The 20,182-nt window shown below is 63.8% G+C and carries 23 protein-coding genes and 2 tRNA genes; 8 read left to right on the top strand and 17 right to left on the bottom strand.

Annotation, left to right across the window (positions count from 1 at the left end; all coding sequences use genetic code 11):
• Nucleotides 1-268: 268 nt before the first annotated feature.
• Both rpoN and lptB read right to left on the bottom strand, forming a co-directional pair.
• Entirely contained in the window at nucleotides 269-1,819 is a 1,551-nt protein-coding gene (rpoN, locus tag FMM79_RS15110) for an RNA polymerase factor sigma-54 (RefSeq protein ID WP_148628287.1), read from the bottom strand.
• Between the two features lie 26 nt (nucleotides 1,820-1,845).
• Nucleotides 1,846-2,628 (bottom strand): LPS export ABC transporter ATP-binding protein, encoded by a 783-nt coding sequence (gene lptB, locus FMM79_RS15105; RefSeq protein ID WP_039388878.1) that lies wholly within the window; start codon nucleotides 2,626-2,628, stop codon nucleotides 1,846-1,848.
• 237 nt (nucleotides 2,629-2,865) lie between these two features.
• On the opposite strand from lptB, the gene FMM79_RS15100 reads away from it, so the two are divergent.
• Entirely contained in the window at nucleotides 2,866-3,282 is a 417-nt protein-coding gene (locus FMM79_RS15100) for a hypothetical protein (protein ID WP_240339226.1), read from the top strand.
• Between the two features lie 132 nt (nucleotides 3,283-3,414).
• Nucleotides 3,415-4,761, top strand: coding sequence for a TldD/PmbA family protein (locus FMM79_RS15095; RefSeq protein WP_148628286.1), 1,347 nt, complete (start codon nucleotides 3,415-3,417; stop codon nucleotides 4,759-4,761).
• Between the two features lie 99 nt (nucleotides 4,762-4,860).
• Here the strand turns inward: FMM79_RS15095 and FMM79_RS15090 are convergent.
• Both FMM79_RS15090 and FMM79_RS15085 read right to left on the bottom strand, forming a co-directional pair.
• A tRNA-Gly gene (locus FMM79_RS15090) sits at nucleotides 4,861-4,935 on the bottom strand.
• Nucleotides 4,936-5,125: 190 nt separating this feature from the next.
• Nucleotides 5,126-5,200, bottom strand: a tRNA-Gly gene (locus FMM79_RS15085).
• 227 nt (nucleotides 5,201-5,427) lie between these two features.
• On the opposite strand from FMM79_RS15085, the gene FMM79_RS15080 reads away from it, so the two are divergent.
• Nucleotides 5,428-6,330, top strand: coding sequence for a tetratricopeptide repeat protein (locus FMM79_RS15080; protein ID WP_148628285.1), 903 nt, complete (start codon nucleotides 5,428-5,430; stop codon nucleotides 6,328-6,330).
• Nucleotides 6,331-6,354: 24 nt separating this feature from the next.
• The gene (locus tag FMM79_RS15075) at nucleotides 6,355-6,966 is read left to right on the top strand and encodes an LON peptidase substrate-binding domain-containing protein (protein WP_148628284.1); all 612 of its coding nucleotides are present in this window, start codon (nucleotides 6,355-6,357) and stop codon (nucleotides 6,964-6,966) included.
• 30 nt (nucleotides 6,967-6,996) lie between these two features.
• Here the strand turns inward: FMM79_RS15075 and FMM79_RS15070 are convergent, their stop codons facing one another.
• The 8 genes from FMM79_RS15070 to FMM79_RS15035 all read right to left on the bottom strand — a co-directional run bounded on the left by FMM79_RS15070 (nucleotide 6,997) and on the right by FMM79_RS15035 (nucleotide 12,534).
• The gene (locus FMM79_RS15070; RefSeq protein WP_148628283.1) at nucleotides 6,997-7,386 is read right to left on the bottom strand and encodes a hypothetical protein; all 390 of its coding nucleotides are present in this window, start codon (nucleotides 7,384-7,386) and stop codon (nucleotides 6,997-6,999) included.
• Between the two features lie 128 nt (nucleotides 7,387-7,514).
• Nucleotides 7,515-8,150, bottom strand: coding sequence for a MarC family protein (locus FMM79_RS15065; protein ID WP_148628282.1), 636 nt, complete (start codon nucleotides 8,148-8,150; stop codon nucleotides 7,515-7,517).
• The gene (locus tag FMM79_RS15060; RefSeq protein WP_148628281.1) at nucleotides 8,147-8,881 is read right to left on the bottom strand and encodes a hypothetical protein; all 735 of its coding nucleotides are present in this window, start codon (nucleotides 8,879-8,881) and stop codon (nucleotides 8,147-8,149) included. The genes FMM79_RS15065 and FMM79_RS15060 overlap by 4 nt, the downstream gene beginning before the upstream one ends.
• A complete protein-coding gene (gene folD, locus FMM79_RS15055) occupies nucleotides 8,878-9,771 on the bottom strand; it encodes a bifunctional methylenetetrahydrofolate dehydrogenase/methenyltetrahydrofolate cyclohydrolase FolD (protein ID WP_148628280.1) in 894 nt (297 codons plus the stop codon). Before folD ends, FMM79_RS15060 begins: the two co-directional genes overlap by 4 nt.
• A gap of 1 nt (nucleotide 9,772) precedes the next feature.
• The gene (locus FMM79_RS15050; RefSeq protein WP_039388887.1) at nucleotides 9,773-10,066 is read right to left on the bottom strand and encodes a YggT family protein; all 294 of its coding nucleotides are present in this window, start codon (nucleotides 10,064-10,066) and stop codon (nucleotides 9,773-9,775) included.
• A gap of 183 nt (nucleotides 10,067-10,249) precedes the next feature.
• Nucleotides 10,250-10,804: a hypothetical protein gene (locus FMM79_RS15045; protein WP_148628279.1), complete on the bottom strand. Its 555-nt coding sequence runs from the start codon at nucleotides 10,802-10,804 to the stop codon at nucleotides 10,250-10,252.
• Between the two features lie 38 nt (nucleotides 10,805-10,842).
• Nucleotides 10,843-11,754, bottom strand: coding sequence for an acetylglutamate kinase (gene argB, locus FMM79_RS15040; protein WP_148628278.1), 912 nt, complete (start codon nucleotides 11,752-11,754; stop codon nucleotides 10,843-10,845).
• A gap of 93 nt (nucleotides 11,755-11,847) precedes the next feature.
• Entirely contained in the window at nucleotides 11,848-12,534 is a 687-nt protein-coding gene (locus FMM79_RS15035; protein ID WP_148628277.1) for a queuosine precursor transporter, read from the bottom strand.
• Nucleotides 12,535-12,641: 107 nt separating this feature from the next.
• Between FMM79_RS15035 and FMM79_RS15030 the strand changes: the two genes are divergently transcribed.
• Together FMM79_RS15030 and FMM79_RS15025 are read left to right on the top strand one after the other, a co-directional pair.
• Entirely contained in the window at nucleotides 12,642-13,967 is a 1,326-nt protein-coding gene (locus tag FMM79_RS15030; RefSeq protein WP_148628276.1) for a NupC/NupG family nucleoside CNT transporter, read from the top strand.
• A gap of 101 nt (nucleotides 13,968-14,068) precedes the next feature.
• The gene (locus tag FMM79_RS15025) at nucleotides 14,069-14,437 is read left to right on the top strand and encodes a hypothetical protein (RefSeq protein WP_148628275.1); all 369 of its coding nucleotides are present in this window, start codon (nucleotides 14,069-14,071) and stop codon (nucleotides 14,435-14,437) included.
• A gap of 21 nt (nucleotides 14,438-14,458) precedes the next feature.
• On the opposite strand, the gene FMM79_RS15020 is transcribed toward FMM79_RS15025, so the two are convergent.
• Both FMM79_RS15020 and FMM79_RS15015 read right to left on the bottom strand, forming a co-directional pair.
• Entirely contained in the window at nucleotides 14,459-14,878 is a 420-nt protein-coding gene (locus FMM79_RS15020; protein ID WP_148628274.1) for a hypothetical protein, read from the bottom strand.
• A gap of 144 nt (nucleotides 14,879-15,022) precedes the next feature.
• Nucleotides 15,023-16,075 carry a ribonucleotide-diphosphate reductase subunit beta gene (locus tag FMM79_RS15015; protein WP_148628273.1) on the bottom strand — a complete coding sequence of 351 codons (1,053 nt, stop codon included), beginning with the start codon at nucleotides 16,073-16,075 and terminating at the stop codon, nucleotides 15,023-15,025.
• Between the two features lie 405 nt (nucleotides 16,076-16,480).
• Here FMM79_RS15015 and FMM79_RS15010 point away from each other — a divergent pair, with 405 nt between their 5' ends.
• A complete protein-coding gene (locus FMM79_RS15010) occupies nucleotides 16,481-16,747 on the top strand; it encodes a DUF2171 domain-containing protein (RefSeq protein WP_148628272.1) in 267 nt (88 codons plus the stop codon).
• Between the two features lie 88 nt (nucleotides 16,748-16,835).
• Here the strand turns inward: FMM79_RS15010 and FMM79_RS15005 are convergent, their stop codons facing one another.
• Both FMM79_RS15005 and FMM79_RS15000 read right to left on the bottom strand, forming a co-directional pair.
• The gene (locus FMM79_RS15005) at nucleotides 16,836-17,225 is read right to left on the bottom strand and encodes a PepSY domain-containing protein (RefSeq protein WP_148628271.1); all 390 of its coding nucleotides are present in this window, start codon (nucleotides 17,223-17,225) and stop codon (nucleotides 16,836-16,838) included.
• A 260-nt stretch (nucleotides 17,226-17,485) separates the two neighbouring features.
• Complete coding sequence (locus tag FMM79_RS15000) at nucleotides 17,486-17,674, bottom strand: hypothetical protein (RefSeq protein WP_148628270.1); 189 nt, start codon at nucleotides 17,672-17,674, stop codon at nucleotides 17,486-17,488.
• Between the two features lie 261 nt (nucleotides 17,675-17,935).
• Between FMM79_RS15000 and FMM79_RS14995 the strand changes: the two genes are divergently transcribed.
• Nucleotides 17,936-18,163 (top strand): DUF2171 domain-containing protein, encoded by a 228-nt coding sequence (locus FMM79_RS14995; RefSeq protein WP_148628269.1) that lies wholly within the window; start codon nucleotides 17,936-17,938, stop codon nucleotides 18,161-18,163.
• Nucleotides 18,164-18,262: 99 nt separating this feature from the next.
• Here FMM79_RS14995 and FMM79_RS14990 read toward each other — a convergent pair whose 3' ends face one another.
• Complete coding sequence (locus FMM79_RS14990; RefSeq protein WP_148628366.1) at nucleotides 18,263-20,182, bottom strand: ribonucleoside-diphosphate reductase subunit alpha; 1,920 nt, start codon at nucleotides 20,180-20,182, stop codon at nucleotides 18,263-18,265.

Genomic DNA, 20,182 nt, shown 5'->3' with positions numbered 1-20,182 from the left:
TCGACGCCGGGACTGCGGCGCGCCGCGAAGGCTATGCAAGGACGGTCAAGGAGGTGGAAAAAGGCGCCTAGGTAAGAGCGCGAAAGAGGCCCCCCCTTCCCGGACCGGCGCCGCATTCCAGCACGGCGCCATCCGGTTGAAGGGGGCAGGTGTCAGCCGCCCGGGTGGGGGCGTTTCGTTGCGCCGTTTAGACAGGGTCATGCACAAATGGCAATCCTTACCCGCAGCGGGCTGGGGAAAGGCGCTTTGTATCCGGCGTATGGGCGCGTCAGCTGGCGCCTGCGATCTTCTTCTGACGGCGGCGCTGCACCGAACTGCCAAGGCCGATCGCCTCACGGTATTTGGCCACCGTTCGCCGGGCTAGCTCGAACCCCTTTTCTTTGAGCAGTTCGACCAGGGTGTCATCGGACAGCACCGCCTTGGGATCTTCGGCATCGATCAACTGGCGGATCGCGGCCTTGACCGCTTCGGCAGAGGCCCCACCCTCCCCGCTCGCCGAGGCGACACCCGAGGAAAAGAAGTATTTGAGCTCGAAGGTCCCGCGCGCGCAGTTGAGGAACTTGGCCGAAGTGACCCGGCTCACCGTCGATTCGTGCATGCCGATGGCCTCGGCCACGGCCCGCAAGGTGAGCGGGCGCAGCTGCGAGACGCCCTCACGGAAGAAGCCGTCCTGCTGCTTCACCAGCTCGCTGGCGACCTTGAGGATCGTCTTCTGTCGCTGGTCGAGCGCCTTGATCAGCCAGTTCGCATCACCCAGCTTCTCCGAGAGCCATGCGCGCGAGGACTTGTCCTCGCAGCTTCCCTTCAGCGCGACGTAGTAGCCCCGGTTGACCACCAGGCGCGGCAGGGTCGCTTCATTGAGCCGGATATCCCAGCCCCCATCGTCCCGCGCGCGGATCAGGATGTCCGGGGTCACCGTCCCGCCCGGCTCGCCGCCAAAACGCAGCCCCGGCTTGGGATCGTAGGAACGCAGTTCGGCCAGCATCTCGGCCATGTCCTCGTCATCCACCCCGCACATGCGCTTGAGCCGGTTGAGGTCACCGCGCGCGACAAGGTCGAGATTGGCGATCAGGCGCGCCATGCACGGATCGTGGCGATCAGCCTCGATCGCCTGGAGCGCGATGCATTCGGACAGGCTGCGCGCGCCCACCCCAGTGGGATCAAGCGACTGCACCAGGGCCAGCCCCTGCTCGACCTTGGCCAGATCCGCACCGAGATCGTGCGCCACGTCATCTAACCTGACCGACAGGTAGCCCGCCTCGTCCAGAAGCCCGATGAGATAGCGCGCAATGCCCGCTAGCACTGGATCGCCGGTAACGGCCCCGACCTGCGCGTCGAGATGGTCGAAGAGGCTCTCCTCCGCGCCCGCTCGTTCGTCTATGCCCGGGCCGTCCTCGCCCACTCTGCCGACGAGCGCCGCGCCCCAGTCGGCCTCGCCCGAGGGCGCGGCACCGGACATGGCGGCATCGGCCAGGGACAGACGCTCGCCATCGCCGGTGTCCACATCGCGGTCGATAGCCCCTGAATCGATGTCGAGAGGATTGTCCTCGCCGCCGTGGCCTTCGCCGATCAACCGGTCGGTCGGGGATTGCTCAAGCGAGGTACGCCGCACGTCCGCGTCGGGAGAGGTCGCCCCGTCCTCGCCCGAGGGCGCGGAATCGCGGCCGACGTCGAGCAGCGGGTTGGCATCGAGCGCATCGCCGATGAATGCTTCGATTTCGAGATTGGACAGCGCCAGCAGCTTGATCGCCTGCTGGAGCTGCGGCGTCATGACGAGCGACTGGGTCTGGCGTAAGTCCAGCCTTGGCCCCAGCGCCATGGATCAGGTTCCCGTTGGCAAGGGCCTCACAGCGTGAAACCCTCACCCAGGTAGAGCCGGCGCACGTTCTCATCGGCGACAAGCGCCTCGGGGCTACCGGCGAAGAGGACCTGCCCGCCATAGATGATGCAGGCACGGTCCACGATATCGAGCGTCTCGCGCACGTTGTGGTCGGTGATCAGAACACCGATGCCGCGCGTCTTGAGATCGGCCACGAGGTGGCGAATGTCCGAAATCGAGAGCGGATCGATGCCTGCGAAAGGCTCGTCCAGCAGCATGATCGAGGGCTTGGCCGCAAGAGCGCGGGCAATCTCGGCGCGGCGGCGTTCGCCGCCTGACAGCGCCATTGCCGGGCTCCCCCGCAGGCGGGTGAGGCCGAATTCGTCAAGCAGGCGCTCCAGTTCGCTGGCGCGCACATCGCGGTCCGGCTCGTTCAGTTCGAGCACCGCGCCAATGTTCTGTTCAACGGTAAGGCCGCGGAAGATCGAGGTCTCCTGCGGCAGGTAGCCCAGCCCCAGGATTGCGCGGCGGTACATGGGCAGGCGTGTCACATCGACACCGTCCATCAGGATTCGCCCGGAGTCCGGCTTCACCAGCCCCATGATCGAATAGAAGCAGGTGGTCTTGCCCGCACCGTTCGGGCCCAGCAGGCCCAGAACCTCGCCCTTGGCGACCGATAGGGAAATATCGCTGAGAACCGTGCGCTTGTCATAGCTCTTGGCGATCGAGATCACTTCGAGGCCATCGCCCGCGGCCTCGGCGCGCATCGCCTGCGCGGGGGCGGCGTCCAGATCGGTAGGTGCAGTCATTACCTGCCGGATGTAAGCGGAGCGCGGGGGCTCGGCAAGGGCGGTTTTAAACCGTCGCCGTGCAAATGGCAGGATTCGTGCATGTTTGTGCTACGCAATCCGCACCGCGTGCCTTTCAACGCAGGAGATATGTCGAGGCAACACGTTTCGGGCTTGGAAAAGTTCCCGCAATCTTGATTCGCTGCGCCAAGAGTGGTCTAATTGACCTCTCACGAGGACATATGGGGCTTTCAGCCAATGGACAGCAACTCCCCCAAGGCCAGCACCGCCTTTCCCGACCGCAAGGCCCACGAGCCTGCCCCTGTCAGCGGCCGTCCTGCCGCCACGCTCGACTGGCGCCGTCGTATGAGCGACCACATCGCCTATGCTCTCCTCGTCTACACCGCACTCCAGATCTTCGTGACCATCGGCGCGCTCAAGGCCGGTGAAGGTTCGCTTCTGCCCTATTTCGCACTGATCGTGCTGGTTCTCGCCATCATCCCGGCGTGCCGCCGCTTCGAAGCGCGCTGGAACAGCCTGACCGACCGCGAGGCCCGCGATCCAGCGCTTGCGCCCGCCTGCCGCCGTGACTGCCTGCTCCTGTGGGCCATCGCGATCGGCCTGCCCTTTGCCCTCACCGGCCTGTTCAAGGTGCTCGGCCTGCTCTTCGCCTGAGCCCATTCCCCCCCCCCTGCCCTCCCGCTTTCGGGTACAATCGCACAGCTTCATTTGCGCTTGGCGAAGGGGCGCACTAACTCCCGATGACAAAGGCGCGCCCGCGCCCGAGCCATTGGAGTACGAACCGACATGCTTAGCCCGCAGCAGGCCCAGGACCGCGCGCAGGATCTGGTGGAGCGCGCCCGCCGCGCCGGAGCGGACGCCGCCGATGCGATCTACGCCGCGAACGCCTCCGAAGGAATCCAGATCCGCCTTGGCAACCTGGAAGACGTGGAGCGTTCCGAAAGCGAGCATATCTCGCTGCGGGTGTTCGCGGGCAAGCGCTCGGCTTCGATCGGCTCCTCCGACATGTCTCCCGCAGCACTCGACGAACTGGCCGAACGCGCAATTAGCATGGCACGCCTCGCGCCGGAGGATGCCTACGCCGGGCTCGCCCCCGAGGAACTGCTGAGCCACGCTCCTTGGCCCAATCTCGACATGATCGACAGCGGCGAACTCAGTCCGCAAACCCTGCGCACGATGGCCGAGGAAGGCGAGGAAGCTGCGCGCGCCGTCGCCGGGGTCACCAATTCGGACGGCGCCTCGGCCCATTCGGGCAGCGGCGTCTTCGCGCTTACCACCAGCCACGGATTTGCCGGCAGCTATGCCTCGACCAACCATTCGCTCAGCGTCTCGGTCGTCGCGGGCGAAGGCAACGCCAAGCAGCGCGACAACGCCTGGCGCCAGTCGCACCACCGCGAGGACCTGCCCTCGGCCGCCGAAATCGGCACACTGGCAGGCACCCGCGCCGTCGGCCGTCTTAATCCGGGCCGGGTCAAGAGCGGACCACTCCCGGTCGTCTTCGACCCGCGCGTGGGCGGTACGCTCATCGGGCACCTGCTGGGCGCCATGTCAGGCAGCGCGATCACCCGTCGTTCCAGCTTCCTTCTCGACCGGATCGAGGAGCGCATCTTTAAGACGGGCATCGAGATCGGCGACAACCCGCACATGAAGCGCGGCCTGCGCTCGCGCCCCTTCGATGGCGAGGGCCTCGCCACCCGTCCCACCACGCTGGTCGAGGACGGGCGCGTCACGGGGTGGCTGCTCGACACCGCCTCGGCCCGCCAGCTTGGCCTCGCTCCGACCGGCCATGCCGCGCGCGCAGGCGGCGGCTCGCCGTCCGTTTCGGTCGGAAACGTCCACCTCTCAGCCGGTACGCTTTCGCCCCAGGAGCTGATAGCCGACATCAAGGATGGCATCTACGTCACCGAACTGATCGGCCAGGGCGTGAACGGAGTGACAGGCGACTACAGCCGCGGCGCCTCAGGCTTCCGTATCATCGACGGACAAATCGCGGGCGCCGTCTCGGAATTAACGGTCGCGGGCAATCTCTCGGCAATGTACGCACAGCTCACCCCGGCCAATGACCTGGAATGGCACCGCGCGATCAACGTACCCACGATCCGCGTGGACGGGATGACGGTGGCGGGCGAATAGCCCGTCGCCGCGAGGCGCTGCGAACGCCGCACATAGAAAAAACGCCGCGGCAGAAATGCCCGGCGTTGCCCGAAATACCGACAATGTCGCTTGAAAAACTGGAGCGGGCGAAGGGATTCGAACCCTCGACCCCAACCTTGGCAAGGTTGTGCTCTACCCCTGAGCTACGCCCGCTCTGGCGTTTTTTCCGAAACAGTCCGGTGAAGCACCATCCTGCCTGGAGTCGCGGCCCATTAACAGCGCTTAGGAAGCACCGCAAGACCTTAAAATGTGTTTCGGTCCAACCCCTTGCAAGATGAAGCCAAGACTTCCGCGCTCATGCCATGCCTACATGGAAGAGAGCTCTCACACTACCGATGGAAACTGGAGCGGGCGAAGGGATTCGAACCCTCGACCCCAACCTTGGCAAGGTTGTGCTCTACCCCTGAGCTACGCCCGCTCTGGCGTCCGTTCGGAAGGTTGGAAGCAGAAATCCGCGCCACCCTTCCGGGGTGGAGGCGGCCCATTAGCAGTGGGTTTCAGACCCTGCAAGCGCAAAATGAAAGAAAAAATACAAATTGCGGATTCCCGCCGTTTTCCCGCATTCCCCCCTTCACAAACGGCCCGGAAATGTCGATCTATGCCGCTCTTGAAATCGCGACCGACGGGAGCAGTGCAGTGGCCAGCATGGGTCTGAACATCGAAGAGCAGAAGGCAGCAGAGCGGTTCCGCAAGGAGGTTGCCGAACCCTCGATGACCCAGCTCGTCATTCTCGACTTCTGGGCAGAGTGGTGTGGCCCCTGCAAGGCGCTGACCCCGGTGCTCGAGAAGGTCGCAGCCGAGTACGCCGACAAGGGCGTGGTGCTCGCCAAAATCAACGTCGATGAAGAGCAGTTCATCGCCTCGCAGTTCCAGGTCCGCTCGATCCCCACCGTCTACGCTATGTTCCAGGGCCAGCCGGTCGCCGACCTGACCCAGGCGCGCAGCGAATCGCAGCTGAAGGCAACGCTCGACAAGCTGCTCGAACAGCTTCCCGTCCAGCCCGGCGGTCAGCCGCCCAAGCCCGACATTGCCCCCCACCTTGCCATGGCCGAAGAGGCTCTTGTGGCGGGCGATGCCGAACAGGCCGCCGGTGTGTTCATGCAGATCCTCCAGGCCGTGCCCGACAGCGCCGAGGCCGCGTCCGGCCTCATCCGCGCACTGGTGGCCGCAGACCGTCTGGAAGAAGCCGCACAGATGCTCGATTCCCTTCCGGTCGAGCTTTCCAGCGACCCGCAGATAGAACGCGCCCGCAAGGCCCTCGAGCTGGCCAAGGACAAGCCCGAAGACGGAGAACTGGCTGCCTTGCGCAGCGCCGCGGAAAGCAACCCTTCCGACATGGAGGCCCAGTTCGCGTTCGCCAACGCCGCTTTCGCTGCGGGCGAGCGAGATATTGCCGCCGAAGCGCTCCTGAAAATGGTTGCAATCGATCGCGAGTGGAACGACAGCGCTGCACGTACCAAGCTGCTCGAAATCTTCGAGGCGGTCGGCCTGGAAGATCCGTGGGTTTCGGCAACGCGCCGCAAGCTCTCGACGATCCTGTTCGGCTGAGCCCAAAGAGAGGATACCCACGCCGTGCCGCGCATCACCATCTTTCCTCTCTCCGGCGCGGTGCTCTATCCCAATTTGCAACTCCCGCTGCACATCTTCGAGCCGCGTTACCGGGCAATGGTGAGCGATGCGCTCGCCCGTGACCGGATGATCGGCATGATCCAGCCCCAGCGCCCGATCGAGGGGGCCCCGCTCTTCTCCGTGGGGTGCCTCGGCCGCATCGGTGAGGTCGAGGCGTTGCAGGACGGGCGCTACAACATCATCCTGGAAGGCGAGCGCCTGTTCCGCATGACGCGCGAGCTCAATGTCACGACACCCTTCCGCCAGATCGAAGCCGAGCTCCTTGCCGAACCGCTCGACGAAGTACTCGCCCCGGTCGAGCGCGCCTCGTTCGAACGCGAAGCGCGTCGCTTCGCCGAACGGCAGGGTTATGCGGTGGACTGGGAGCAGGTTTCCCGGCTCGACGACCAGGCGCTGATCAACGGTGTCTCGCAGATCGCGCCGTTCGATCCGGCCTCCAAGCAGGGCCTGCTCGAAGCCCCGTCCCTCGCCGAACGCTGCGAGATGCTGGTCCAGCTCATGCAGTTTTATGGCAAGCACGGTGACAGCGACGAGGACGGCGCGACACTCCAGTAAGTAACTTTCCTTAGCGCTGGGCGCGGCGCCTCAGCGCCGCCCCGAACGGTCGTGCGCCATGGGGGCGTTGACGACGCTGTCCAGCATGGCCGCCTGCATACCCATGTCCCGCTCCTCGGAGGCGCTCATACCGCCAGCCTGGCGGCGTGCCCGGTCGCTCGCCGCAGAAAGGACGCTGGCCTGCTTGCGAAAGGTCCGAGCCTGCCCACGGCTCATGGTGCCATCCCGGCACATATTGCCAATATCGCGCCGTGTGTCGCGAATTTGCTGCGAGATCTGCACGTCATAGCCGGTACCGAGGGTCGCGGGATCGCGGCGATTAGGGTCGACTTGCTCTGCAGCCGCGGGGGCTTGGGCATCAGCCTGCGAGGCCGGATCGGCGGACGCGTTTTCGGCAGCATGGACCTGCACTCCGGGCACAAGCGCCAGGACCGCAAAACAGGAAAGCCGGTTCAGACCGGGCAGGACGCACCTCCCATCGCTCTTGTAAAGACGACAGGAAAGGGCTCTTTACCTGAATGCCAGGTGAACTGCTCGACAGATGCCTCTTAACTCAGCAGCGCGGAGTTGATCCCATCAAGCACGTACTGCGTCGCAAGCGCGGCCAAAAGGACACCCAGGAGACGGGTGATGACCGCTTCCACGTTCTCACCCAGGATGCGCATCAGCGGGCCCGCCGCCGCCAGCGCAGCAAAGGTAAGTGCCAACACCAGCAGCATGGCGCCGAGCACTGCGAAGGTCTGCTCCGAGCCCTGCGCGCGCGACATGAGCAGCATGATCGTCGCGATCGAGCCCGGTCCCGCGATCATCGGCATCGCCATCGGGAAGACCGAGACGTCCTCAACCTCGGGCGTTTCCGCGTTCTGTGCCATGATCTTCTCGGCGCGCTCCTCGCGGCGCTGGGTGCGCTTCTCGAAGACCATCTCAATGGCGATCATGAAGAGCATGATGCCGCCTGCAATGCGGAAGGCGTCGAGCTCGATGTGGAGCGCGCCCAGGAGCTGCTTGCCGAAGAGCGCGAAGACAAGGAGGATCGCCACCGAAATGGCGCAGGCCCGCGCGGCCATGCTGATCGCCTGCTGGCGACTGGCCCCTGCCGTGAGCCCCGCGTAGATCGGCGCGCAGCCCAGCGGGTCGATCACCACGAAAAAGGCGGTGAACGCGCTGATGAACAATTCGATCATGGCCGTGTATCCCCTGTCCGGGCCCCGGCCTCGAACGCAAGTTGCTGGAGCCCGCCGCCAGTCAGAAGCGAAACGGTGAGCACGGTCTTTCCGGAAGGCGCCGTCGCATAGCGCCAGCGCAGCGTGCCATCGTCCGAGCGCCCCTGCGTGGGAGGCCCGTCCGCCGTCACCTTGATTTCGTCCTCGGTCTTTTTGCGCTGCCTGTTCCAGGGCTGCGGCGCAGGGCAGGCGGTCACCTTGCCGGTGAGGAAATCGGGAACCGCAACCGGCTCGGCGCTGGGCAGGCTGAGGTTGAGAACCCAGCGGTATTCCGACTTCTTCTCGCGCTTCTGCCAGATCGTGGCGTAGGCCCCGAAGCTGCCGTCCGCACGCGTCCAGCCGCCTTGAGTCAACCCAAGCGTGCCATCGCAGCTCATCCAGATCTCGGCGGGCTCCCACTGCAGGCCATCGGCCGGTTCGGCCTGCCCGCGCAGCCAGTCGTCGGCCAGGACCGGGGTCGGCGCGAACAGCACCGCCTCGTCGGCGGCGAACTTGCGCATCGCATCGTAGCGCCCCTTCTCGCGGGCGCGGCGGTTAAGCGCGATCTCAGCGGCGACAAGCGCACTGGGATTGGCCGTACCGGCGCCGGGACGTCCGCTTGGCGTGCGCCGGTCCCGCGCGCCCAGAGGGCCCGTCGCGAGCAGCGCTGCCGAGAGGACGGTCAGCGCCAGGAGGCGCCGCGCGGCGCTCAAATCGTGCTCTCGTCCAGTTCGATACCGGCATTGCGATGCGCAGCTACGATAGTGTTGCGCAAGAGAACCGCAATGGTCATGGGGCCGACGCCGCCCGGAACCGGCGTGATCGCACCCGCGACCTCGCTGGCCGAGGCGAAATCGACATCGCCAACCAGCTTGGTCTTGCCTTCCTCGGCACCAGGTACGCGGTTGATGCCCACGTCGATCACGGTTGCGCCCGGCTTGATCCACTCACCCTTGACCATCTCGGGACGGCCCACGGCAGCCACCACGATGTCCGCGCGGCGCACAACCTCAGGCAGGTCCTGGGTACGGCTGTGCGCAACGGTGACCGTGCAGCTCTCTGCGATCAGGAGTTGGGCCATGGGCTTGCCCACGATGTTCGAGCGCCCCACCACGACCGCATCGAGACCCGAGAGCGAGCCGAGCTGGTCCTTGAGCAGCATCACGCAGCCCAGCGGCGTGCAGGGCACGAAACCCGGAAGGCCGGTCGACAGGCGCCCGACGTTGACGACGTGGAAGCCGTCGACGTCCTTGTCCGGGTTGATCGCCGCGATCACCTTCTGCTCGTTCATGTGCGAAGGCAGCGGAAGCTGGACGAGAATGCCGTCCACGGCCGGATCGGCGTTGAGCTTCTCGACCACGGCAAGGAGATCCGCCTCGCTGGTGTCGGCGGAAAGCTTGTGCTCGAAGCTTTTCATGCCGCAGGCGAGCGTCTGCTTGCCCTTGTTGCGCACGTAGACCTGGCTTGCCGGGTCCTCACCCACCAGCACCACTGCGAGACCAGCCTTGCGGCCGGACTTGGCCTCGAAATCGGCAGCTACCGTGCCGACACGTTCGCGCAGGCCCGCAGCGAAGGCCTTTCCGTCGATGATCTGAGCGGTCATTTTATGCGTAAGCCCTTGCCAGGTTTGCGAGAATGATCTGGAGGATGGTGAGCCCGATAATCAGCACCATGGGCGAAAAGTCGATTGCGCCGGTGTTGGGCATGAACTTGCGGATCGGCCGCAGGAGGGGCTCGAGGATGGCGTTCAACGCCTGATAGATCGTCGCCACGAACTGGTTGTGCATGTTCACGACATTGAAGGCGATGAGCAGTCCCAGCACGAACTGCACGATCACGACGAAGACGATGATGTTAACGAGGTAATCGATGATCTGATAAAGCGTTAAGAAGAGCAAGCCCTGCTCCTTTCCTGCTGGAACTGGCCAATGCCCGCATGGACTGAAACGCCCGCGCGGTCACGCGTTGCCGCGCTGATAGCCGAGGCAGACCGATTCCGGCAAGGGTGGCTCTGCAATGAACCATCCTGCATCGACAAAGGGATAGCAATGAGACACGCCGGAAGGCGCGCAAGGCCGAGCTTACTGGGTCAGCGTCGAGGTGCGCTCGATACGCCAGTTGAGCTGTTCCTCGCTGGCACCGGGCACATCGTTCACGCGGCGCAGCACGATCGTGCCACGGCGCGAGGGACGCCCATCGGCGAAATCGACGACGATCGGGGCCTCATAATAGAGCGAACCTGCAGCGCCTGCGATATCGCCCTTGCCGACCGCGATCTTCGGGCCAGCCTTGCCGCCGAACTCATCGCGCAGCTTTTCCGGGCTCATCTGCGCATCAAGGCTCCAGGCCTTGGCCGCGTCGATCCAGTCCCCCAGGCGAATGGCGCTCGTGTAATAGCGCAGGAGGCGTTCGGGATCGCGGCGCTCGGTCAGCGCTTCCATGTCAAGGTCATTGGCTATGCCGCCATTCACCGCGCCGGTCGCGGCATCGGTGGGGATCATGTCGGGGACAAGAAGTTCCGAACCCACATTCGTCGCGCCGTCGCTCGGAATGGCTTCGGGGCCTTTCGATTCGCATCCCGCGAGCAGCAGGGCGGCACTGCACACAGCGGCGGCGATGACGAACTGGGTACGCATGACGGTGGATTTTTGCCTTTTCTTGCCCGTTGTTATCTTCAGATGGCCGCAGGATCCGTGCGGATCAAGGTGCCTGCACCTTCCTGCGTGAATATTTCCAGAAGCATGGCATGAGAGACACGCCCGTCAAGGACGACCGCCGCCTCGCAGCCCGCTTCCACCGCATGGACGCAGGTTTCCAGCTTGGGGATCATACCTCCCGAAATCGTGCCGTCTTCCTGCAGGCAGGCAATGTCCGAGGGACGAAGGTCGGTCAGCAATTCCCCCTCCTTGTCTAGCACGCCGTGCACGTCGGTGAGGAGGAACAGACGCGCGGCGCCCAGCGCCGCCGCAATCGATCCGGCCATAGTGTCGGCGTTAACGTTGTAGGTCTCTCCGTCCGCGCCCGCTGCAATCGGGGCGATGACCGGGATCATGCCCGAGGCCGAGATCGATTCGATCACCGTGGTGTCGATGGTTTCCGGCTCGCCGACGAAGCCCAGGTCCAGGACCTTCTCGATCAGGCTGTCCGGGTCCTTCTTGGTGCGCTGAACCTTGCGCGCAGTGACCATCTTGCCGTCCTTGCCGGAAATGCCCATGGCGCGGCCACCGGCCCGCGCAATCCAGCCCACGATCTCCTTGTTGATCGCGCCCGACAGAACCATTTCGGCGACCTGCGCGGTTTCGCGGTCGGTCACGCGAAGGCCATCGACGAACTGGCTCTCCACACCGACCTTCTTCAGCATGGCCCCGATCTGCGGGCCGCCACCGTGGACGACAACCGGATTGATGCCCACAGCCTTGAGCAGAACGATATCCTCGGCAAAATCCTGCGCAAGCTCGGGATCGCCCATCGCATGCCCGCCGTATTTGACGACGAAGGTACGGCCAGCGTAGCGCTGCAGGTAGGGCAGCGCATCGACGAGGGTTTCGGCTTTCGCAAGCATGGCGGGATCATGAGGATTCGGCATGAGCTCGCTTTAGCTTCCCTGACGCGGAATTGAAGGTATTTTGTGCCCTTTTTCGAGAAGCACACGCAACACTTTGTGTGCAGGCGGCTCTACTCAGGCCGTTTTCGGTCGGTCGAGCCACTGCCCGAAGCGCACGAAGAAAAGGATCAGCGGAGGCACCATGATGGTGGAAAGCACCAGCTTGGAGATGATCTGCCCTTCCATGATCGCGAGCAGCGGCAGCTCCTGGCCGAAGAAGGAGATCGAGATGAACAGCACGGTGTCGACCGCCTGCGAAAGCATGCTCGCCAGCCAGGCACGGAACAGCAGCACCGCGCCGCGTTCCTGCCCCAGCGAATTGCCGGCCAGCTTCGAGAAAAGGTAGACGTTAAGCGTCTGCGACACGCCGTAGGAGACGAGCCCTGCAAACTGCATGCGCGCGCCCTGCCCCAGCAACCGCGCGAAGGCTTCCTGGTCCCCCCACATCGCGGCGGGCGGCACCACGTTGATGACCAGCGTGATCAGCACCATCGAGACGATGAGCGGAATGAAGCCATAGCGAATCAGGCGATTGGCGATGGATCTCCCGTGCAGTTCGGCCACTGCGCTCGACAGAACGACGAGGAACAGGAACGCGAAGATCCCCGATTCGACTGCCAGTTCGCCCACCACCGACCATTGCCCCAACGAAGCGAGCTTGGTGCCGAGCACGCCGGCCAGCACCACTAGCCCACCGTAAAGCAGCGAGAAGATGAACAGGGAGCGCGGGAGCGAAAGGGAAGCGGGGTCATTGGACTGCATGGGGATGCTCTAACCGGCCTTGGACAATTGCACTAGCCGTATTGGGCATCGCCCTCTAGGTTCCGGCGTTTACTCGATCTTTCCTCGTTTCGGAGCAACGCCGCTCAATGCAAGTCGCCTACAGCCTCCTCGGCATTGTTCTCATCATGGCCGTGGCATTTCTACTTTCCACCAACCGCAGGGCGATCCGTTTGCGCGTGGTGGGAGCCGCCTTCGCGCTTCAGGCCGGTTTCGCCGCGCTCGTGCTTTATGTTCCCTTTGGCAACCGCATGCTGCGCGGCGCGGCGACCGGGGTGGAGAGCCTGCTGGGCTATGCTGCGGCGGGCACTAACTTCCTGTTCGGCCCGCTCGCCGATCCCGAAATCGGCGGGGCCAGCTTTGCAATCTCGGCCCTTCCCGTGATCATCTTCTTCGCCTCGCTCATCTCGGTGCTCTATTATCTGGGCATCATGCCGCTGGCGATCCGCTGGATCGGCGGCGCGCTGGAGAAGGTCACCGGGATCAGCAAGGTGGAAAGCCTGTGCGCGGCATCGAACATCTTCGTCGGGCAGAGCGAAAGCCCGCTGGTGATCCGCCCCTACCTTGCGAACCTCAGTCCCTCCCAGCTGTTCTGCGTTATGAGCGTGGGGCTTGCCGGCGTCGCAGGCACGATCCTTGCCGCTTACGCCTCGATGGGCATTCGCATCGACTACCTCGTGGCCGCTGCGTTCATGTCGGCGCCGGGCGGTATCTTCATGGCCAAGATGATCATGCCCGACCCACGGCACGACGAGGCCGCGCAGCTCGACATCCACGAGGGCGCGACGCCGCCTGCCGGGATGACTGCGGCAGCCCTCAACCGCGACGACGTGACCCACCAGCCCGGCGTCCACATCGATGAGGTCGAACCTGTCCAGCACGAGGAAGAGCGCCCGGCCAACATCATCATGGCCGCCTCGCAAGGCGCGCAGACCGGCGTGAAGCTCGCCGTCGCGGTGGGCGCGATGGTACTCGCCTTCGTCGCCCTCATCGCGCTGGCCAACGGCATCATCGGATGGGCCGCCGGGCTTTTCGGCTTCGATGGCATCACCTTCCAGGGTCTCATCGGTTATGTCTTTGCCCCCGTATTCTACCTCCTGGCGAGCCCCGACTGGGCCGAGGCCATGCAGGCCGGCAGCCTGTTCGGCACCAAAATCGTTCTCAACGAATTCGTCGCCTTCATCGAACTGGGCAATGACGCCGGTCTCTCGTCACGCACCGTGGCGGTCGTCACCTTCGCGCTGTGCGGCTTTGCCAACTTCTCCTCGATCGCGATCCAGATGGCGGTGACAGGGAGCCTGGCTCCCAACCAGCGCCCCCATATCGCACGTCTTGGCGTACGTGCGCTGGCCGCAGGCAGCCTCTCCAACCTTATGAGCGCGGCGCTCGCCGGCCTGTTCCTCGGACTCGTCTGAGGCGCAACCATTCTGCAAGTGTGCTACGCCGGTCGGCGAGCGCACTTGCAGCTCGCGGATCAATAGGTCACCTTACGAGAACTTCGGTAAGGAGAGAGCCCGTGAACGATAGCGAAAACAGGCCTGCAGCCTCGAACTCGAGCTTCGAGCTCAACAACCCGACCGTAATCTGCCTTCTCTACTTCGCCTCGTTCCTGACCGGGGTAACCGCCATCATTGGCGTTGTCCTTGCTTTCGTCTGGCGCGGCGAACCCAAGGCCGATTGGGAACTGTCGCATTACCAGTATCTCATCAACACGTTCTGGATCGGCCTTGTCGGCGGGATCCTGGGCTTCGTGCTGATGATCGTGCTGATCGGCTTTCTGATCCTGCCCGCGGTCTCGATCTGGGTGATCGTGCGCACGGTGATGAGCCTGCTCAAGGCGCAGAAGCGCGAACCGATGCCCGATCCCAATTCCTGGACGATCTGATCAGGCCCCGCGCGGCCCGTACTAGCTGCCCCGGCGCTCTCCCACCTCCAGCTTCGCGCGGGCCATGTCCTTTCGGGGTACACGGCTCGCGAAGTGGTCCACATCGCCGCTGGAGTAGGCGTAGATCTCGGTGACAGGCACGCGGTAGCGATAGCGGTCATCGACGAGCACCACGGTCGCGCCATCGCGTCCCTCGACCGTGCCGATAACGGCCCCGTCCCCTTCGACGATGGGCGTACCAGGCACGAGCTCGCTCGGCGATATGTTGCGCACCATCTTGAGGTAGGGACTTTGCATGGCCTTCGCGATCTCGGCGTCAGTGCGCGCGATGACACCGCTTTGTGCAGCGAGCGGCAGTGCTCCGCAGACGCCCCCTGCCAACAGGATGGGCATAGCCAGAAAGGCCATCCGGACAGAGCGGTAAACAGGCAAATGGCGCATGCGGTCACTCCTTCAATGGAAAGACTGTGTTACTTATCTAACACAAAAGGCCCGGCAGGTTTCCCGCCGGGCCTTGTTCATTTCGCATTGGCCGTGCCGAAAAGCGCCCATTCCGCGCTCGGCAGCGCCCTGCCCCGATACCGCTTACTCGGCGGCTTGGGTGTCCTCGAAGAGGCCGGGCTCGCTGCCGTCGTCGGCCTGCGCCTCGTCTTCCGGCTTCACCTTGCGGCGTGAATCGAAGTTCGCCCAGACTGTGTTCCAGTCGCCACGGGTCGCGCCCTTCGAGTATTCGGTTGCGCGGGTCTCGAAGAAGTTGGCATGCTCCACGCCGTTCAGCAGCGGCGTGAGCCAAGGCAGCGGGTGCTCATCGATCATGTAGATCGGCTTGAGGCCCAGCTGGTCGAGGCGCCAGTCCGCGATGTAGCGGATGTACTTCTTGATGTCCTTGGCTGTCATGCCCGGAACCGGGCCCATCTCGAAGGCGAGGTCGATGAAGTTGTCTTCAAGGCGCACCGTGGTCTGACAGACGTCGGCGATGTCGTCGCGCACCGCCTTGGTCAGGCAGCCACGCTCCTTGGTGAAGGCGTGGAACATCTTGATGATGCCCTCGCAGTGCAGCGACTCGTCGCGGATCGACCAGGTGACGATCTGGCCCATGCCCTTCATCTTGTTGAAGCGCGGGAAGTTCATCAGCATGGCAAAGCTGGCGAAGAGCTGTACGCCCTCGGTGAAGCCGCCGAACATGGCGAGCGTACGCGCGATGTCCTCGTCGTTGTCGACGCCGAAGTTCTGCATGTAGTCATGCTTGTCCTTCAGCTCGGCGTACTCGAGGAAGGCGCCATATTCGCTCTCGGGCATGCCGATGGTGTCGAGCAGGTGCGAATAGGCCGCGATGTGCACCGTCTCCATGTTGGAGAAGGCGGTGAGCATCATCTTGATCTCGGTCGGCTTGAAGACGCGCGCGTATTTCTCGTGGTAGCAGTCCTGCACTTCCACGTCGGCCTGCGTGAAGAAGCGGAAGATCTGCGTGAGCAGGTTGCGCTCATGCTCGGAAAGCTTCTGCGCCCAGTCACGGCAGTCCTCGCCCAGCGGCACTTCCTCGGGCAGCCAATGCAGCTGCTGCTGGCGCTTCCAGTAGTCGTAGGCCCAGGGGTACTCGAAAGGCTTGTAGGTCTTGCGCGCGTCGAGAAGAGGCATGGGCGACTGACTCCGTTGGATGTCTAACGTGGTGCGTTGTTGGCGAAGAGCGAAAGAGATGGTCCGTCTTCCGCAATCCGCATGATCTGGCCCGGCGCGAGGAGACTCGCTTCCGGGACCAAAGCGGATAGACGAAATTGCCCCTTCTTGTGCAGCCCAACGGCCAAAATTTCTCGAACTTTACACAGCTTTGAACCGCTTGTGAATCATAGATTTGGGGCTTGACCACAGTGTCACACCCCACACCTTGTGGCCCAAGCGCCAATTTCGCACACGCAGCAATAACGTGGCTTGTACCTGCCAACCCCGCCTTAGCCGAGGCTTTCCGGGGAACTGCACGGGCTCCTGGCGCGTTCTTTCATCAGCAACATTACGGCCTTCACCCGGCCCAACAGGAGAGACGTCATGACCACCACCGCCAGCCGCCCCCGTGCCGCCGAAGGGTCGTTCTGGACGACGAGCCTGGGCACCATCCACAAGGACATGAAGATCATCGACGCCGAGGGCACTTGCCTTGGCCGGGTGTCCGAAGTCAAAGGGGACGAGGTCATGCTTGCGGGCGATGGCGGGCACTCTTTCATCGCGCTCAGCCAGATCGACGGCGTGGGCGAGGAAGGCGTGCTGCTTTCCGACCGCGGCGACATCACCTTCGGCATGCCTAGTTCGACCTGAGCCCCGGAACTCTTGTCAGATACGAAAAGGGCCCGGATCGACACGACCCGGGCCCTTTTTTGCGTCGTGCGCTATTGCCGCAACGGGCTTACTTCCAGAACCAGCGCGGGGCCAGCTTGCGCTTGGTCCGCAAGCGCCACATCTGGACGTAGAGCCAGATCCCCGAGATCGAAAAGAACACCAGCGCCAGGCCCGACAGCACCGAGATCACCGTACCAATGGCGCCGAAGGTCTCGCCCGAGTGCAGGTGATGGAACAGGCCAACCATCGAGCGGATACCACCCGACGCGCGCGGCGGCATGCAGCGCCAACCCTCGGGGCATTCGAAACCCTCAGGCGGCGTGGCGAGCGTCTGGGTGGCCCGATCGGGGGCGCCTGCCGGCCACAGCACGGCAACTTGGCTGAGGACGCCGGTGACTGCGATCCACAGCATGAAGATTCCGAAAAAGAGCGAGAGCCAGCGGTGCCACTTGCGCATGCGAGAAGGGTATCCCTGTAAACAGTTACGAATCGCCGCACTGCAAAGCGCAGGACGCATGCGCGCTCAAGCCGCAAATTGTCACACGCGGTGACGCGGCAGGTAATCACTGCCAGGAAGAAGGATTTTTCAAGGGGTCATCACCCCTTGCCCCCATAACGGGCGACCTCCCCTCTCTCGGCCACCGCGGCGCGCAAAAGGTGAGGTCGACAGTCTTGGGAGCCCGGGGGCGATGGCCCTCGGACCTATTCTTCTGCCTCTTACCAGGGCCCGCGCCGGTCGTCGTGACGCCGGTCATGGCGACGGTCGTGAAGGCGCTTGCCGTGATGCCCCCGGTCGTGGCGCTTCTCGTAACGGTCGTGCGGGCGGTGGTGGCCGGGGCGCGGATGGCCGTACTGGTTACAGGCCGAAAGCCCCACCGATGCGGCGACGGCGAGCGAGATGGCCATGATGGCGTTCCTGCGAAACACGTAAGTATTCTCCTGATTAGGCTTTTCAATCAGAATAATACGCAAAAGACCCGGGCCGTTCCCATGCGATCCGCGCACGCCCAAAGCCTCCCCACGCACGCCCTGCGGCACAGTGCGCCACTCATACGCCCTGCCCTCCATCAACCGTGCCCATGATGCGATGGACGCCGGAACGCGACCCGGGGGGAGGCGCGTTATCAGGGGTAACAACGCAGCAAAACTGAGCGAAAGGAGAGAGATATGCTCGAGAAGCTCCGCATCCGCGAACACATGGAAGTTGCCGATGCCAATGGCCAGCACGTGGGCACCGTCGATGGTATCGAGGATGACCGCATCAAGCTGACCCGGACCGACAGTTCGGATGGCCAGCACCACTTCCTCGACATTGGCAGTGTCGACAAGATCGACGACAATCGCGTCTACTTGAGACAGGGCACCGCCATTCCGGTGGGCGCTGGCGCCAACTGACGCATCCCACAACTCTCACGCGATGAGGGAACGGCACCATTAGAAAGGCCCCGGACTTCGTGGAAAGTCCGGGGCCTTTTTATATGAAATGTCCGGGCCTTACTGGCAGGCAAGACACTCGTCGTAATCGGTCGTCTCGCCGATCTCGAACTTGGGCGCTTCGGCGGTGTTGTCCGCCTCGACGCCGCCCGAACCGGCAAAACCCGCGCGCTGCACCGACTTGGAGCGCAGGTAATAGAGCGACTTGATGCCCTTTTCCCACGCCTGGTAGTGGAGCATCAGAAGGTCCCACTTGTCGACGTCAGCCGGGATGAACAGGTTCAGCGACTGGGCCTGGTCGATATAGGGGGTACGGTCGCCCGCGAATTCAAGCAGCCAGCGCTGGTCGATCTCGAAGCTGGTCTTGAACACCGCCTTTTCCTCGGGCGAGAGGAAGTCGAGGTGCTGGACCGAACCGCCGTGCTCGAGGATCGAGTTCCACACGTTGTTGGAGTCCTTCGACTTTTCGGCCAGCAGCTTTTTGAGGTACGGGTTCTCCACCACGAACGAGCCCGAGAGCGTCTTGTGGGTGTAGATGTTGGCCGGAATCGGCTCGATGCACGCCGAGGTGCCCCCGCAGATGATTGAGATCGAGGCGGTGGGCGCAATTGCCATCTTGCAGCTGAAACGCTCCATCACGCCTTGGTCGGCCGCATCGGGGCACGGGCCCCGCTCGTGCGCCAGCATCATCGAGGCTTCGTTGGCCTTCTGGTTGACGTACTGGAACATCTGAAGGTTGAGGGCCTTGGCCATCGCGCTCTCGAAAGCGATGTTCTTCTTCTGCAGGTAGGAATGGAAGCCCATGACGCCCATCCCCACCGAACGCTCACGCGCGGCCGAGTACTTGGCGCGCGCCATCTCGTCGGGCGCGCGGTCGATGAAGTCCTGCAGCACGTTATCGAGGAAGCGAAGCACGTCTTCGACAAAGCGCTTCTCGCCCTTCCACTCTTCCCAGGTTTCCAGATTGAGTGAGGAGAGGCAGCACACCGCAGTGCGGTCCTCGCCCAGGTGATCGCGGCCCGTCGGCAGCGTGATTTCCGAGCACAGGTTCGAGGTCGAGACCTTGAGGCCAAGATCGCGGTGATGCTTGGGCATCAAGCGGTTCACGGTGTCGGAAAAGACGAGGTAGGGCTCACCGGTGCGCAGGCGCACTTCGACCAGTTTCTGGAACAGCGAACGCGCGTCCACGGTCGAGCGCACCGCGCCGTCCTTGGGGCTGCGCAGGTGGAACTCGGCGCCATCGCGCACGGCTTCCATGAACTCGTCCGACAGCAGCACGCCGTGGTGCAGGTTGAGCGCCTTGCGGTTGAAGTCACCCGTGGTGGTGCGAATCTCTAGGAATTCCTCGATCTCGGGGTGCGAGACGTCGATGTAGCAGGCGGCCGATCCACGGCGCAGCGAGCCCTGCGAGATCGCGAGAGTGAGCGAATCCATCACGCGCACGAAGGGGATGATGCCGCTGGTCTTGCCGTTCAGGCCGACCGGCTCACCAATACCGCGCACATTACCCCAATAGGTGCCGATGCCGCCGCCGCGCGAGGCGAGCCAGACATTCTCGTTCCAGGTGTTGACGATGCCCTCGAGGCTGTCTTCCACCGAGTTAAGGTAGCACGAGATGGGCAGGCCGCGGCCGGTGCCGCCGTTCGAGAGAACGGGGGTGGCAGGCATGAACCAGAGCTTGGAGATGTAGTCGTAGAGACGCTGGGCATGCTCGGCATCGTCGGCGTAGGCATCGGCGACGCGCGCGAACAGGTCCTGGTACTTCTCGCCGGGCAGGAGGTAGCGATCCTCCAGCGTTTCCTTGCCGAACGCGGTCAGCTTGTCGTTGCGGCTGTCGTCCGTGACGATGGTGAAGCGACGCGGGTTGATCGACTTAGAGTCGTATTCCTTCGTCGAAGTCGAAGATGCCTGGGCCGCGGCCGCTGCCGTGGCTGCGGCCGCAGCGACGAGGTCCGCGCTGGCCGTATCCGCCTTGTCCAT

This window comes from Novosphingobium sp. BW1 (genome assembly GCF_008107685.1).
In the GTDB taxonomy this organism is placed as follows: Bacteria; Pseudomonadota; Alphaproteobacteria; order Sphingomonadales; family Sphingomonadaceae; genus Novosphingobium.
Note: the sequence above shows the minus strand (reverse complement) of the source record. Positions and strands in the feature narration are given on the sequence as shown.

Coding starts and splice junctions, on each gene's coding strand:
- rpoN (WP_148628287.1), bottom strand. CDS start 1,819: ATGGCGCTGGGGCCAAGGCTGGACTTACGCCAGACCCAGTCGCTCGTC.
- lptB (WP_039388878.1), bottom strand. CDS start 2,628: ATGACTGCACCTACCGATCTGGACGCCGCCCCCGCGCAGGCGATGCGC.
- FMM79_RS15100 (WP_240339226.1), top strand. CDS start 2,866: ATGGACAGCAACTCCCCCAAGGCCAGCACCGCCTTTCCCGACCGCAAG.
- FMM79_RS15095 (WP_148628286.1), top strand. CDS start 3,415: ATGCTTAGCCCGCAGCAGGCCCAGGACCGCGCGCAGGATCTGGTGGAG.
- FMM79_RS15080 (WP_148628285.1), top strand. CDS start 5,428: ATGGGTCTGAACATCGAAGAGCAGAAGGCAGCAGAGCGGTTCCGCAAG.
- FMM79_RS15065 (WP_148628282.1), bottom strand. CDS start 8,150: ATGATCGAATTGTTCATCAGCGCGTTCACCGCCTTTTTCGTGGTGATC.
- folD (WP_148628280.1), bottom strand. CDS start 9,771: ATGACCGCTCAGATCATCGACGGAAAGGCCTTCGCTGCGGGCCTGCGC.
- FMM79_RS15045 (WP_148628279.1), bottom strand. CDS start 10,804: ATGCGTACCCAGTTCGTCATCGCCGCCGCTGTGTGCAGTGCCGCCCTG.
- argB (WP_148628278.1), bottom strand. CDS start 11,754: ATGCCGAATCCTCATGATCCCGCCATGCTTGCGAAAGCCGAAACCCTC.
- FMM79_RS15035 (WP_148628277.1), bottom strand. CDS start 12,534: ATGCAGTCCAATGACCCCGCTTCCCTTTCGCTCCCGCGCTCCCTGTTC.
- FMM79_RS15030 (WP_148628276.1), top strand. CDS start 12,642: ATGCAAGTCGCCTACAGCCTCCTCGGCATTGTTCTCATCATGGCCGTG.
- FMM79_RS15020 (WP_148628274.1), bottom strand. CDS start 14,878: ATGCGCCATTTGCCTGTTTACCGCTCTGTCCGGATGGCCTTTCTGGCT.
- FMM79_RS15015 (WP_148628273.1), bottom strand. CDS start 16,075: ATGCCTCTTCTCGACGCGCGCAAGACCTACAAGCCTTTCGAGTACCCC.
- FMM79_RS15010 (WP_148628272.1), top strand. CDS start 16,481: ATGACCACCACCGCCAGCCGCCCCCGTGCCGCCGAAGGGTCGTTCTGG.
- FMM79_RS15005 (WP_148628271.1), bottom strand. CDS start 17,225: ATGCGCAAGTGGCACCGCTGGCTCTCGCTCTTTTTCGGAATCTTCATG.
- FMM79_RS15000 (WP_148628270.1), bottom strand. CDS start 17,674: ATGGCCATCTCGCTCGCCGTCGCCGCATCGGTGGGGCTTTCGGCCTGT.
- FMM79_RS14995 (WP_148628269.1), top strand. CDS start 17,936: ATGCTCGAGAAGCTCCGCATCCGCGAACACATGGAAGTTGCCGATGCC.
- FMM79_RS14990 (WP_148628366.1), bottom strand. CDS start 20,182: ATGGACAAGGCGGATACGGCCAGCGCGGACCTCGTCGCTGCGGCCGCA.